The 14,148-nt window shown below is 68.9% G+C and carries 9 protein-coding genes; all 9 read right to left on the minus strand.

Annotated elements, in window-relative coordinates; all coding sequences use genetic code 11:
• Window positions 1-114: 114 nt before the first annotated feature.
• The 9 genes from MHN80_RS03320 to MHN80_RS03360 all read right to left on the minus strand — a co-directional run bounded on the left by MHN80_RS03320 (window position 115) and on the right by MHN80_RS03360 (window position 14,148).
• Window positions 115-2,244 carry a molybdopterin-dependent oxidoreductase gene (locus MHN80_RS03320; RefSeq protein WP_239399527.1) on the minus strand — a complete coding sequence of 710 codons (2,130 nt, stop codon included), beginning with the start codon at window positions 2,242-2,244 and terminating at the stop codon, window positions 115-117.
• A complete protein-coding gene (locus tag MHN80_RS03325) occupies window positions 2,241-3,884 on the minus strand; it encodes an FAD-dependent oxidoreductase (protein ID WP_239399529.1) in 1,644 nt (547 codons plus the stop codon). Before MHN80_RS03325 ends, MHN80_RS03320 begins: the two co-directional genes overlap by 4 nt.
• The gene (locus tag MHN80_RS03330; RefSeq protein WP_239399531.1) at window positions 3,884-6,127 is read right to left on the minus strand and encodes a molybdopterin-dependent oxidoreductase; all 2,244 of its coding nucleotides are present in this window, start codon (window positions 6,125-6,127) and stop codon (window positions 3,884-3,886) included. The genes MHN80_RS03325 and MHN80_RS03330 overlap by 1 nt, the downstream gene beginning before the upstream one ends.
• Window positions 6,124-8,250, minus strand: a complete 2,127-nt coding sequence (locus MHN80_RS03335) for a molybdopterin-dependent oxidoreductase (RefSeq protein WP_239399774.1) — start codon at window positions 8,248-8,250, stop codon at window positions 6,124-6,126. Before MHN80_RS03335 ends, MHN80_RS03330 begins: the two co-directional genes overlap by 4 nt.
• A gap of 2 nt (window positions 8,251-8,252) precedes the next feature.
• Window positions 8,253-9,656 carry an MFS transporter gene (locus MHN80_RS03340; protein ID WP_239399533.1) on the minus strand — a complete coding sequence of 468 codons (1,404 nt, stop codon included), beginning with the start codon at window positions 9,654-9,656 and terminating at the stop codon, window positions 8,253-8,255.
• Between the two features lie 35 nt (window positions 9,657-9,691).
• Window positions 9,692-11,233 (minus strand): class I adenylate-forming enzyme family protein, encoded by a 1,542-nt coding sequence (locus MHN80_RS03345; protein WP_239399535.1) that lies wholly within the window; start codon window positions 11,231-11,233, stop codon window positions 9,692-9,694.
• Window positions 11,234-11,434: 201 nt separating this feature from the next.
• A complete protein-coding gene (locus tag MHN80_RS03350) occupies window positions 11,435-12,688 on the minus strand; it encodes a CaiB/BaiF CoA-transferase family protein (protein WP_239399537.1) in 1,254 nt (417 codons plus the stop codon).
• A gap of 10 nt (window positions 12,689-12,698) precedes the next feature.
• Window positions 12,699-13,355, minus strand: a complete 657-nt coding sequence (locus tag MHN80_RS03355) for a PaaI family thioesterase (protein ID WP_239399539.1) — start codon at window positions 13,353-13,355, stop codon at window positions 12,699-12,701.
• A gap of 13 nt (window positions 13,356-13,368) precedes the next feature.
• Complete coding sequence (locus tag MHN80_RS03360; protein ID WP_239399541.1) at window positions 13,369-14,148, minus strand: enoyl-CoA hydratase/isomerase family protein; 780 nt, start codon at window positions 14,146-14,148, stop codon at window positions 13,369-13,371.

Genomic DNA, 14,148 nt, shown 5'->3' on the forward strand with positions numbered 1-14,148 from the left:
GTCGCCGACTCGGTCAGGCGCGCGGGGCGGCCCGGGCCGCACCGATCGAAGGTGTCCCGGATCACACCGACTAATCTAAAAGCATTCGGTTATGTTGGCAACCCCGCACCGCGATCAGCGGCGGATCACCTCGACGTTGATCCCGGTGAGATGCGATTGGTTGCTGAGGGGGTCGTACCCCTTCGCCCCGGACGGCGCGAGTTGGTTGACGTTCACCCCCGGATGGCGTCGGGCCACGTCGAGACCGCGCGCCCGGTCCTGGCCCCAGCCATGGGTCATCGCCACCACGCCTTCGCGCAGGGTGTCGTCCCCGACGACCACGGCCGGCAGAGCGCCATGGAGATTGCGCACGGTGACGTCGTCGCCGTCCACGAGATCGCGCCGGCGCATGTCGACGGGGTTCATCCACAGCGGATTGTCCTGATGGACACCCTGTTTCAGAACCGGGAGATTGTGCAGCCAGCTGTTCACCATGAAGTGGTTGCGCCGGGTGATCAGCTTGAGCTGGTCGTCCGGCTCCGCCACGAGACCCTCGAGGATCCGTTCGGCATCGTCGAAAGACCGACGGAACAGATCGGGACAGCAGTCGATCAGGCCGTCGTCGTGCTGCACCGCGATGTCGAAGACATCGCTGGGCACCGCTTCCGGAAGCACCTCGGTCTGACATGGTTTGTCCTTGAGCGTCTCGACGGACAGGTCCGCTTCCCGCAGAACGGCGTCGATCGCCGCGAGAGGGCCGGCCTCCGGGTCGTCGAGAAGGCTCGGTACACCCATCTCCTGCTGGATGCGCGAGAGAATCCACCAGTCGTCACGCCGTTGCCCCACCGGCGCGACGACAGCGGGGGTGTATTGGACGTAGGGCTCCATCGCCACCCCCATCGTGTTCAGGAAGTTGACGTCTTCGCGCTCGAGCCAGTCCGTCGCAGGCAGGATGTAGTCCCCGATCTCGCCCGTCACGGTGCGATACAGGTCCACGGTGACGATCAACTCCAGCGATTCCAGGGCACGCCGCAACCGGTCTCCACCGCCGACCGACAGGAGTGGGTTGCCCGACACCACGATCAGGGCACGGATCGGGTCGTCGGAGCGCTCGATGAAGTCCGGCAGCATGGCGGCGGGGAGATCCCCTCCGACGGTGCGGATCTCCCCGAGCGGACCGGAGAAGAACGGGTCCGCGCGCCGGCGCCGGGAGTTCTGGACGACGTCGGCGACGCCTCGCGAGTAGATGTTGCCGCCGCGGCGTCCGAGGTTCCCGGAGAACAGACTGGCCATGGTGAGCATCCAGTAGGCGAGCGTGCCCAGCCTGCCCTGGTTGACGCCGGTGGCCATGTAGATGCTCGCACTCGGTGCGGCGCAGAACTCGTCGGCGACCCGGGCGATGGTCTCGGCGGGGATTCCCGTGACCCCGGCGACCCGCTCCACCGGGTAGCGCGAGACGAAGTCGAGCAGATCGTCGATCCCCCGCGCATGCTGTTCGACTGCGCCACGGTCGAATCCGATCCGGAACACGATCTCGTGCAGGAGCCCGGCCAGAAAGTAGAAGTCGGTGTCCGGGGTGATCAGCAGCACGTCGCCGGTCTCCGGCGTCGACGACTCGATGCGGCGCGGATTGACGAACAGCACTGTCCCGCCGCGCTTGGCGATCGCGCGCAGTTTGGCCATCGGATCCGAGATGTGGATCAACGTCATGTGGGAGACCTGCGGATTGCTCCCGAGACACAGGAAGTAGTGGGTGTGCAGCAGGTCCGGAATCGGGTGTGCCATCGACGCGCCGTAGACGGCCTCGCTCGCCGCGTACTTGGCCGATGTGTCCTGGGTCCCGGCGCTGAACCTCATCCGCGTGTCGAACCCCCGCGCGATCCGCGCCGCGTTCGCATAGTAGAGACCGTTGAACGCCGATGGGTTGCCCTGGTACACCGCCAATGCATTGCGGCCGTACCTGTCTCGGATGGCGCCGAGCCGGTCGGCGATGTCGCGAACCGCCTCGCCCCAGGACACACGCTCGAAGTCGCCGTCCCGGCGGTCGCCGGTCCCGACTCGTCGCAGCGGGTGATCGACCCGATCCGGATCGGAATGGACATCCAGGTAGTGCGGTCCCTTGTGGCAGGAGAAGCCGCGGTGTACAGGATGATCCGGGTCCGGTTGCAATCCCACGATGCGATCGGCGTCGACCGTGGCCAGCAGCCCGCACCCGGGCTCGCAGATGCGGCAGAAGGTGTGGACCTGCCGGGCCGGCGCGCTCATCCCGGAACACCGGACAGACGGGCAGTCCGGGCGATGTTCACCGCCGCCTCGGCATCGACGACTTTCACACGTGGCCTCCCGGCCGCGCGTCCCTCCTGGCGTTCCCACCTGTCGATGGCCCGCCAGTCGGCCCCGTCCATCACCTTCGGACATCGCTCGCGCACGAGTGCGGTCAGATCGTCACCGCTGCCGACGGGTTCGGGCAGCAGTCCACCGCGGAGATCATCGAGCAAGGAACCCACGGTCTCGACCGCACACCACCGGTTGGTTCCGATCACCCCGGTCGCGCCGCGCTTGATCCAGCCCGCGACGTACTGCCCCGGCGCCGGCGAACCGGTCGCCGGATCAACCACACGACCTCCGACGTTCACGACCGTCGACGACACCGGATCGAAGGGGAGGCCGTCGATGGGGAGCCCGCGGTAGCCGACCGCGCGCAGCACCAGGCCGCAGTCGATCTGGGTGCGCTCCCCGGACGCGGTGTGGCTCGTGGCCAGACCGCGCACGCGGTCGGATCCGATGACCTCCAGCGGCGTCGCCTCGAACCGCAGCACGATCCGCTTGTTCCCGGGCACCGGTACACGTCGCGAATACTCCTCCAGGAGACGCAGTTTCGCCGATGCCTCCGAACCCGCCGACACCGGCGGGTCGACGATCACGTCGACCCCGGGCAACGAACCGAGTGCCATCAATTCCGGGGTGGTGCAGGCTGCGTACTCGGGCCCGCGCCGACCGAGGACCACCACTTCCCTGATCTCACTGCCGGCCAGAGCGGTCAGCGCGTGTCCGGCGATGTCGGTGCGCCGCAGTGCCTCCACATCGGACACGAGTATCCGCGCGACGTCCAGCGCGACGTTGCCGTTGCCGACGACGACGGCACGCTCACCCGACAGGTCGAAGGATCGATCGACGTGGTCGGGATGCCCGTTGTACCAGGCGACGAACTCGCGGGCGGAGTGGCTGCCCGGGAGGTCCTCGCCGGCGATCCCCAGCCGCCGGTCCCCCGAGGCGCCCGAGGCGTGGATGACCGCGTGGTGATGGGCCGCCACCTCGTCGAGTGTCACGTCGCGGCCGACCTCGACACCCAGATGCAAGGTGAACCCGTCGCGCCTCGCGGTGCGCCCGAAGACGCGATCCACGGTTTTCGTGTGCCAGTGATCGGGCGCGACCCCGAACCGGACCAGCCCGCCGGCCACCGGAAGCCGCTCGAACATCGTGACCTCGGCGTCGATGTCCCGGCGCGCCAGCAGTTCCTCGGCGGCGTAGAACGCCGACGGACCCGACCCCACGATCGCGACCCGCACCCGCGGCGGATCCGTCACCCCGGCGGTCGCGATCGCCACCGGGACCGGTTGCACGTGCGCACCTGCCGGGGCGTCTCGTGGATTCCGCCGGAAGTAGTCGGCGTTGAGTTCGAGATAGCGATCCACATCGGGCCCCGTGGAGTCGCCGGGCACGATCGCGTCGACCGGACAGACGTCGGCACAGGCGCCGCAGTCGATGCACGTCCCCGGGTCGATGTAGAGCATCTCGGTCCGCGTGTACTCGCGTTCGGCGGGCGTCGGGTGGATGCAATCGACCGGGCAGACGGCGACACATGTCGCGTCGTTGCAGCAGTTCTGCGTGACCACATAGGGCATCAGCGCTTCTCCTCGCTCATCAGGGTGACCGTCACCGGTATGCCGTTGAAGACCGGCGACGAGGTGGGGACGTCGAGATGCCCGGTCTCGGTCACCAATGCGTTGTAGTTCGCGCCGGGGGCAGCCACCGCGCGCGAGGTCCGCAGGCCCGGACCGTGGTGACCCCAGCCATGTGGCATGCTCACCACGCCCGGGCGCATCGCGTCGTCGACGCGGATCTCCGCCACCACGGTGCTCGTCGACGAGGTCACCGCGACGAGGTCTCCATCGACGACCCCGAGCTCGACGGCGTCGCGCGGGCTCGTCAGCAACGCGCACTGTCCGTCGTCGTTCTGCGGGAGCGCATTGTGCAACCACGAGTTCATCCCGCGCCGCTGCCGGCGGTTGATGAGCACCAGTCCCCGGGAGGCCATCGACGCCGCCCGCAGGCGCGGCAGGTCGGCGGTGATCAACTCGGGCATCAGGTCGATCCGACCATTCGGGGTGCGCAGCACACCGGGCAGCCGCGGCTGCAGCGGACCGAAGTCGATCCCGTCCGGATTCGATTCCAGGAGAGCCAGACTCAGCCCTCCCCCATCGTCGTCGAACCGGTCACCGTACGGCCCGCTACGCAGGCGCAGGTCGAGAAGACGCTGGGGCCCCGTCCGTCCGGCGACCGCCGACTCGACGACGCCGGGGTCGCGTCCGGACAGTTTCGCCGCCCGGCGAACCGCCACCGCCGCGACGGCGTCGTCCGTCTCCGCCACGGTCCGGTTCGGGGTCCCCTGGGCGATGGCGGCCAGCCGGAGCATGATCTGCCATTCGGCGAGTTCGTCGTCACCGAGGGCGAGCAGCGGCGGGGTGTAGCGGGCGACGTTGCGGATCTGGAAGTGCGACAACGTCACATCGTGGTGTCCGCGGGTCATCAGCGGCGGCGGTGGCAGGATGACGTCGGCGTGCCGGGTGGTCTCGTTGAGGTAGCAGTCCACCGACACCATGAACTCCAGCGATGCGAGGGCGGCCTCGACCGCACCGCTGTTCGGCAGCGAACGCGCGGGGTTCCCCGCGATGGTGACCAGCGCCCGTGTCCGCCCCGGCCCCGGGGTGAGGATCTCCTCGGCGAAACACACCGCGGGCAACTCGCCCAACGCTTCTGGGAGGCCACGGACACGCGATCGCCACCGATCGAACATGAGCTTCGGTGGACGGGTCACCGGCCACGTGTTCGGTCCGCCCGCGGCAGGAAGCGAGAACATCGCGCCGCCCGCACGATCCAGGTTGCCGGTGACGATCGTCAGGAGTTCCACGAGCCAGTTCGCCAGTGTGCCGAACTCCTGCATGCAGGTGCCGATCCGGGAATGCGCCACGGCGGACGGGGCCGTCGCGAACCCCCGGGCCACCGCCCGGATGGTCTCGGCATCGATTCCGCAGGCGTCCGCCACCGATTCGGGTGAGAACTCCCGGGCCATGGTCAGTGCCTCGTCCACGCCGTCGACGACCTCGGGAATCCGCTCCGGTCTGGCCAACCCCTCCTCGGCGATCACCGCCAGGACCGCCAGCAGGAAGAGTGCATCGGTGCCCGGGAGAATCGGGACGTGTATGTCGGCCATCTCGGCCGTCCGGGTACGTACCGGGTCGACGACCACGAGGGTGCCACCCCGCTCCCGCAACGCGCGCAATCTCTCGTGCATGCCCGGCGCGGTGACCGTACTCCCGTTGGACACCATGGGATTCGAGCCCAGGATCAACAGGTGGTCGGTACGGTCGAGGTCGGGCAGACTCAGTCCGAGGCCGGTTCCGTAGAGCAGCATGTGGGCGAGATTCTTCGGCCAGGTGTCGACGCTGGCCGGCGAGTAGACATTGCGGGTCCCGACGGCGGCGATCAGTTCGCCGAGGTAGAAGGTGGCGTCGAGGTGATGGGCCGCGGGGTTGCCGTGGTAGATCGCACAGCTGCCCGGGTCGTCGGCGACGAATTCCGGCAGCCTGCGGCCGATCTCGGCGAACGCCTCCTCCCAGCCCACTGCTCGGAAGTCCCCGGACGGCGTCCGCAGGAGCGGGGTGCGGATGCGGTCCGGGTCGTTCTCGATACGGCCCAGCCCGAGCCCTTTCGCGCAGCTGTGTCCGGCACTGAGCGCATCGTCGGGGTTGGGCGCCACCCCCGTCACACTCCGACCGGCGAGTTCGACGACGAGCCCACAGGTCGACTCGCACAACGGGCAGATCCGTCGCCCGACGGTCACCGTCGAGTGTGCTCCGCCGGTCATGAACCCTCCTCCTCGGTGGCCGGGACGATCGCGACGGGAACGGCGGACAGCGTCGGCATGGCGTTGATCGTCTGCACCCCATCGAGCGTCCCGGTCAGGTTGTTGACATTGACCCCGGCAGCGTCACCGTCGACCCCGCCGAAGCAGTGGGTCATCGAGACGGCACCCCGCGCGAGGGTGTGATCGGCGCGCGCGGTGGCGCGCAGGGAACCGGAAGCCGACCGCAGGACGACCTGTGCGCCGTCGGCCACCCCCAGCCGTTCGAGGTCATCGGGATGCACGCGAGCCGGATTCCCTCCGCCCGGGACGAGTCCGGGAACCCGGATTCCGGTGGAGTTGACGGCTTCCCGGATTCGCCGCACCACCAGCCGGAACGGGAAGTCGCCCGCGACCGGCGACGGTTGCAGCGCGTCCTCGAGCTCGGCGCGGACATCGTCGGGCATCAACTCGAGGCGCCGACCGGCCGCCTCCGGGGTCGGCGGCGCGACGACGGTGCCGCTGTCCCCGACGAGCCGACCGTGCTCGGCCGAGACCAGCTCGTCGAACGGCAGACGCCCCCGCTCGGTCATCATCGCCAACAGCTCTGTGGACGTGGGCGGGGACGAGGGATCCAGTATCCGTCCGGCGAACTTGAAGGGCTGCCCGGAGGCGGCCGCGAGGTCGAAGAAGAACCGCCAGTCGTCGACGACCCCGGCCGGCGGTGTGACGACCGGGGACGTGAATTGTGCGAAGCGACGCGGGAAAAAGGGCTCCATGACCGCGGTGTGATCGGCGCGTTCGTACATCGTGGTGGGGGCGATGACGTGGTCCGCGAGGCGGGCGGTGTCCGACATGAAGGGATCGATGCACACGAGCAGGTCGAGGGAACGCAACGCGCGCAACGTCTTCGCACGGTCCGGCAGGGCGGCCGCGGGGTTCCCGCCCGAGACGACCAGTGCGCGAACACGATCCGGGCCCGGTTCGAGGATCTCGTCGGCGAGGATGCCGGAAGGCAACTCGCCGCGGATCGCACGCACACCGCCGACCCTGCTGCGAAAACCTCGTTCGTACGCCCTGGCCGGTGCGGCGACCTCCTCTCGAGCGGGCAGATGCCGGGTCAGCACGGCACGATCATCTGCGCGTTCTCCTTCGCGGAGGTACCGTCCGCACACCACGTTCAGGGTGGCTACGAGATGCTCGGCGACGTTCGAGTGCGGACCCATACACAGTCCGGTCCCGCTGGTGGCCATCCCCCGGCTTCCCCGTCCGAAAGCACGTGCGGCGGCGCGCACGTTCTGCGCCGGGACATCGCAGATCCGCTCCACGACAGCGGGAGTGATTCCACCGACCGCCGCTCGGAGGGCGGGCAGACCTGCGGCGTGACGGCCGCAGAAGGCCGGATCGTGGAGGCCCTCGGCCAGGATCACGTGGAGGAGTCCGGCGAGCATCACCGCGTCCGTGCCGGGTCGGGGCGCGAGGTGGATGTCGGCGAGGGCGGCGGTCTCCGTGCGTCGCGGATCCACGACGATGAGGGTGAGTCCGCGCTCACGTGCTCGCCGCAGGGTGGTCGCCGGGTTCTGCACGACCGCGCCGTCCCCGTCACCACCGTTGCCGGACACGACGGGGTTGGTGCCGATCAGCAGCCACACATCGGCCTCGGCGAACCGCTGACGCCCACCGAGGTAGGTGCCCATCCGTTCGGCCACAACCCATTTGGCGGACTGGTCGATGGTCATGGTGGAGAAGAGCTTGTGCGAGCCGGTCCCGCGGAACCATGCGCGCGCCGACGGCGGGGTGAGGGCGGCGAAGTTCTGTTGCGTCCCACAGAACAGCGCGACCGCGTCGGGCCCGTGCTCGTCGACGATCCGCCGGAGGCGCGCGGCGATGTCGGCGACCGCGAGGGTTACCGCGATCGGCTCGTGCCGCCCGTCGGCGGTGCGCCGCATCGACGTGGTCAGTCGGCCGGACCCATGGGTGAGGTCTGCCCCGCGGCGGCCTTTCGGACAGGTGTACCCGCCGGAGATCGGATGCTGTGCATCGCCCAGCACGTCCCGGATGCGTCCGTCCTCGATGTCGAGCAGCACGCCGCACGACGACGCGCACAGCCGGCAGTACGACGTTCGGCGCACCGTGTCGGATCGCACGGTCAATGGACGTCCGCCGCTGTCGGGGCGGGTCGGGCTCCGTCCTGCGCGCGCCGCAGACGCCGACCCTCCCGTGCGTTCAACACTCCGAGGGTGACCACCGCGAGCACGGTCGGCATCGCCATGGCCAGGAAGATCGTGCGAGCGTCCAACCCGGCGGCGATGAGTGCCGCACCGACCGTCGGTCCGATGATCGATCCCACCCGGCCGACCCCCATGGCCCAGCCGATGCCCGTCGAGCGCGCGGCCACCGGATAGATCGACGCCGCGATCGCGATGATCCCGGCCGAACTGCCCGAGATCCCGAACCCGACGACGCAGATGGCGATCAGCAGCAGCGCGGCGTTCCCGAGCACCATCGCGACGACGCCGATGAACACCGCCCCCAGCGTGTAACCCGCCATGACCACGACATACGCGGCGCGTGTGCCGCCCGACCGCCAGGCCGCTGCCACCCGGTCGGTGATCCACCCGGCGGACAGCGCACCCGCCATACCGCCCAGGTTGAACAACGCGGCGGCGGTGATCGCCGTACTCGAACTCTGGCCCGCCTCGCTGAACAGCGATGGCATCCAGCCGAACAGGAAGTAGATGACGAGGAAGTTGACGACGAACACCACCCACAGGAGCACGGTGTCGAGACCTCTACCAGCGGTGAACAGTTCGCGAACCGGTGAGCTGGTGACGACCTGGGTGTCCTGGGTGAAGCGCACCGGACCGGTCAGGTCCGTCCGCGGGTCGATCGCGGAGACGATGCGGGCGACCTCACCGTGGTCGCCCCGCGCCGCCAGGAACTTGCCGGACTCCGGTAGCCAGGCCCAGGCACCGAGGACGGCGACCAGCGGGAGGATCCCGCCCGCGACGAAGATCGATTGCCATCCGAAGGCGGGGATCAGCTGAGCGGCAGCGAGACCGCCGACGAAGCCCCCCAGGGACATCCCGGCGACGACGATCGTCACCATCGTGGCGCGAACGCGGGCCGGGCTGTACTCGCTCGTCAAGGCGATGAGGTTCGGCGTGACGCCCCCGAGCCCGATCCCGGCGAGGATGCGCAGGACGATCAGGACGCCCATCGAGGTGGCGAGGGCCGAGGCCAGGGTGAACACGGAGAAGATCACCGTGCAGACGATGATCACCCGCCGCCGGCCCCACCGGTCGGCCACGGGACCGAACACCAGGCTGCCCAGGACCATCGCGCCGCTGCTCAGTGCGAGCAGCAGTCCGAACGACGCCTTGGACAACTCCCAGTCGTCGGAGAGCGCGGGGATCGCGAACCCGATCAGCTGGGCATCCATCCCGTCGAGCACTGCCAGGACGAGGCACATCGCGAAGGCCCGCTTCTGCAGACCGGACACCGGGGCGGTGTCGATGAGGTGGGAGATGTTGACATCACGCGGAGAACCCATCACGGGGTGTCCTCTCGGGAGAAGGGGTTGCCTGGTCAGGCGGGAGTCGCGGAGCCCTCGACGGCGAGGGCATCGGCGGGAGGCTCCGGGAAACGTGCTCGCAGCGACGGTTTCGCGAGCTTTCCGGAGAAGGTCCGCGGCAGCGGTTCATCCAGTGCGACCGCATGTTTCGGCCGCTTGAACTTCGCCAGGGCCTCGTCGGCCACATCGGCGATGTCGGCCACGATCTCGGATGCCGGTCGCTCGGAGTGGAACACCACCATCGGGACCTCGCCCCACCTGTCGTCCTTGACACCGATCACGGCCAGGTCCACCAGGCCCTCGATGCCGTGCAGGGCGTTCTCGATCTCGGCGGGATACACGTTCAGGCCGCCCGAGATCAACATGTCCTTGCTGCGGTCGACGATCCGGAGAAAGCCTGCGTCGTCCTTGATCCCGAGGTCCCCGGTGCGCAACCAGCCGTCGGTCAGGGTCGCCGCGGTCGCCTCGGGTTTGTTCCAGTACTCGCGCAGCACATGCTCACCGCGCACGAGGATCTCCCCCACCTCACCCACCGCGGCCTCGTCGTGGGGTTCGCCGATGCGCACGGAGGTTCCGACCAGCGGCAGGCCGGCGAAACCGGGCCGCGTGACCGCGTCTCGGTACTCCAGCGTGGACACCATCCCGGACGCCTCGGTCAATCCGTAGCACTGCGTCAGCGGGATTCCGTGCGTGCGATAGAAATCGAGGAGATCGAGGCTGACCGGCGCACCGCCCGTCCCGGCGAAGGTGAATGTTGCGAGCGACCGAGAACCGAAGTCCGGCAACGTCGTCATCCGCTCCCAGATGACCGGCACGGTGGTGGTCGCGGTGATCTGCTCCCGTTCGAGGACGTCCAGAGCGATCTCGGGATCGTATTCCCGGAGCAGGACCATCGTCGCCCCGGGAACGACCACCAGCTGCATGAAGATGGACAGCACCGAGCCGGTGTACACCAGCGGCGCCGAGCAGAGCACCCGGTCGCGGGCGGAGAAACCGAAGGTGATCGTCTGCGAGATACCCGGCGTCATCGCGTTGCGATGGGTGATGAGCGCGCCCTTCTGCACTCCGGTGGTCCCGGAGGTGTAGCAGATGAACGCCGCATCGTCGGGGTCGATGGCGACGACGGGTGCCGGGCCGGCATCCAGGAGCGTGTCGTATGCCGGGAAGGCGCCGCCCTCGATCGAATACGTCTCGAAGTCGAGTTGCCCGCGGGCGACATCGAGCAGGGGAGCGAACGCGTCCTCGACGACGATCACCCGGGGCGCCGCGTCGATGACCATCGGCGCGAGTTCTCGACCCGTGAGACGGAAGTTCAGCGGTGCACACACGGCCCCGAGCTTGAGGGTCGCGAGGATCAGGTGGGCGAGCTCGGGCCGGTTGAGCATCATGACCGACACCCGGTCGCCCTTGCCGACGCCGCGGGCGGCGAGACCCCGGGCGAGTGCGTCGGTGATCGCGTCGACCTCAGCCCAGGTCTGCCGGGTGTCCCCGAACACGATCGCTTCCTGCTCGGGCCGCGTTCGTCCCCAGAAGCGGGTCAGGTCCGAGAGATTCATTCATACTCCTTCGTCGACGTCGATCCCCCGACCGGCGCAGGGGGTGTGATCCCCCTCACTCAAAGTGAGATTAAACTAACACCTTTAGATGCTTCGCGCAATGCGGTGCGCCGATCGGCGCAGGCATCACGGCTCGGTGTTACGGACACGACAATGACACCCGCACAACGTATTTCGTACGGGTGTCAAAGGCGATACGAGTCAGCCGGAGTGCACCCGTACACCGGCCGCGGGGACGCGCGGATCCGCCGCGACGGCGATCTGGGCGTCGTCGTATCCGGCCACCGTCCGCAACACCTCAGGGGTGTCGGCGCCGACGTCCGGCGGAAGTGGCGGAGCGAACTCCTCCCCCGCGACACGCACCGGACTGACGACGAATTCCAGGTCGCCGACCCCGTCGTGATCCACCCGGTAGGTGTTCTTCCTGGCGCGGAAGTGCGGGTCCACCAACATGTCCCCGACACTGTTGACCGGTCCGCCGGCGATCTCGTGCTCGAGGAACAACTCCACCCACTCGGCTCGCGTCCGCTGCGCGAAGATCTCGGTGAGCGCACGCCAGATCAGGTCGGCACGCGCGGGAGCGCCGTCGTCGGTGGAGGACAGGTCGACGTCGATCAGATCGTCACGGCCGACGGCGCGCAGGAAGTTGTGCCAGAACTTCTCGACATGGGACCCGAACAGGACGGCCTCGCCGTCCCTGGTGCGGTATGCCTCCAGCCGCGGCCAGTCGGGCAGTCGCCCATCGGGCAGCCAGGTCGGCCGCGCGATCGACCGGTCCTTGTTCAGCTCGGCATCGGCAAGGTCCGGCATCCACGCAGCCGCCACATCGATGCCGGCCACCTCCACGTGGCAGCCGACGCCGGCGGCGCGAGCCTTCAGCAACGCGGCGAGCAGGCCCATCGCACCGTAGGCACCGAGGGCGTACATCGCGATGGGCGGCGCCGTCGAACCGGCCATGCCGGACACCGGCGGTTCGGTCGGGGTGCGGACCTCCCGCAGCCCGGCGTACGCGTCGAAGACGGGACCCCCGGTGCCGAGTGTCCGGTAGGGGCCGTCGCCGCCCATCCCGGAGACCGTGCACAGCACGATCGCCGGATTCACCTCTCGCAGCGAGTCGTAGCCGACCCCCAGCCAGTCGAGATAACCGCCGCGCATCCCCTCGACGACCGCGTCGCACTCGCGCGCGAGGTCCAGGAAGGCCTGTCTCCCCGCAGGGCTGCGCAAGTCGAGCGCCACGGACTTCTTGCCACGGTTCCAGCGCAGATGCATGAAGGCGGGCCCGTCCGGGGACCCGACCGCCCGGGCGCCGCCGACGCGCACCGGATCGCCGAGCGGACCGGCCTCGACCTTGATCACCTCGGCACCCAGGTCGGCGAGATGGCCACCCACCGACGAAGGCGCCAGCTGGGCCACCTCGAGTACCCGAATCCCATCGAGAAGGGAATACCCACTCATCGTCAGCCTCTCATGTCTGTGAAATATCCAGTGTCTGTTCAGGTTTGAGTTCGACCCACAGCCCGTGCACCTCGGCCAGCAGAGTCTCACCCGCAAACATCGCGCCGCGCATGGTGCGTTTGCGCCCGCACTGTTCCACCAGCTCGGCGGTGAGCGTCAGTTCCGTGTGCAGCGGTGCAGGTGATCGGTAGTCGACGTGGAGGTACGCCGTCCGGCCCCACGGCCGGCCCGCGCTGTTGGCCAAGCGTGCCAGCAGTTCGTCGAAGATCAGTGGGGTGACGCCGCCGTTCATCGCATATCGTCCGGAATGGAATCTGCCGATGGTGACCCGTGCGACAGCGGTGGTCTCGGTGACATGGTCGATGTGCAGTGCCGGCGCCAGTGCGTGCCCTTTTCCCGGGGTCGACCAACGCTTACCCGCGATCTGCCCGTCCTCGTCCACCTCGTGTGGCCACATGAGACGTGCGACCGCGCGGAGTGCCGCAGTGGCTTCGGCGGCCGCTGTCGGCGTGGGGCGACTACGGGTCACCGCCTCCTGAACCTCCCGAAGCGCCTGCACCATCGACTCGTACTCGTCGTCCCCGCTCGTCGTCGGCCGGAACGGATCCGACCAATCCGGTCGCCACGGATCGGCGTCCGACATCGCTTCGGAGATGGCGTCGGTCATGCCGTGTCTCCGCTCATTGCTCGGCCGCCGTCCGCCGAAGCCGGGCGTCGCGGTCGGCGAGACCGGCGACCAGTCCGGCGATCTGGTCCGGGTGCGAGTGCGTTCGCGCAGCAGCGATCTCGCGGTCGTAGCGCGTCCGCAGATCCAGTCCCGGGCCGTGCTGGAGCAGCGACTTGATCTCCCGAATGCCCTCCGGCGGGAGTTCGGCCACGCCGGCCGCCGTGTCGACAGCAGCCGACGACACGCCACCCTCCTCGACGAACCGGCTCAGGAGTCCGATCCGGTACGCCTCCGCCCCGTCGACGGCCCGCGACGTCATCAACAGGTCTCGGGCGTGTCCGGCGCCGACGACGGAGTCGAGCAACCAGGTGAGGTTGGCGCCGCCGTACCGCGCGGCCGTCACGGCGAACCGGGTGCGCGGGTCTCCGACGCGGATGTCCGCACACACCGCGAGGATGGTTCCCGCGCCGTGTGCCGTTCCGTCCACGGCGGCGACCACCGGCTTCGGGAACGACCAGAACCGCCACACGAGTTCCTCTCGCTCGGCCGCGGCGTCTGCCGCTTCGCTCGGCGTCCACCTCGCCAACTCGGTGATGTCGTATCCCGCGGAGAAGGCAACCGGACCCGCGCCGGCGATGATGACCGACCGGACCGCGTCGTCGGCCGCGATCCGGGTGAGCGCTCGGTCGAGTTCGCGCTGGACCGAGAGCGAGATCGCGTTGCGAACCCCCGGACGGTTGATGGTCAGGCGGCGCACACCCGGTGCCGGCTCATCCACCTCCAGTTCGGACAC

The organism is Gordonia sp. McavH-238-E, from assembly GCF_022348225.1.
Taxonomy (GTDB): Bacteria; Actinomycetota; Actinomycetes; order Mycobacteriales; family Mycobacteriaceae; genus Gordonia; species Gordonia terrae.

What these genes read in the sequence shown, in the direction of transcription:
- MHN80_RS03320 (WP_239399527.1), bottom strand. Translation starts at nt 2,244, where the DNA reads ATGAGCGCGCCGGCCCGGCAGGTCCACACCTTCTGCCGCATCTGCGAG.
- MHN80_RS03325 (WP_239399529.1), bottom strand. Translation starts at nt 3,884, where the DNA reads ATGCCCTATGTGGTCACGCAGAACTGCTGCAACGACGCGACATGTGTC.
- MHN80_RS03330 (WP_239399531.1), bottom strand. Translation starts at nt 6,127, where the DNA reads ATGACCGGCGGAGCACACTCGACGGTGACCGTCGGGCGACGGATCTGC.
- MHN80_RS03340 (WP_239399533.1), bottom strand. Translation starts at nt 9,656, where the DNA reads ATGGGTTCTCCGCGTGATGTCAACATCTCCCACCTCATCGACACCGCC.
- MHN80_RS03345 (WP_239399535.1), bottom strand. Translation starts at nt 11,233, where the DNA reads ATGAATCTCTCGGACCTGACCCGCTTCTGGGGACGAACGCGGCCCGAG.
- MHN80_RS03350 (WP_239399537.1), bottom strand. Translation starts at nt 12,688, where the DNA reads ATGAGTGGGTATTCCCTTCTCGATGGGATTCGGGTACTCGAGGTGGCC.
- MHN80_RS03355 (WP_239399539.1), bottom strand. Translation starts at nt 13,355, where the DNA reads ATGACCGACGCCATCTCCGAAGCGATGTCGGACGCCGATCCGTGGCGA.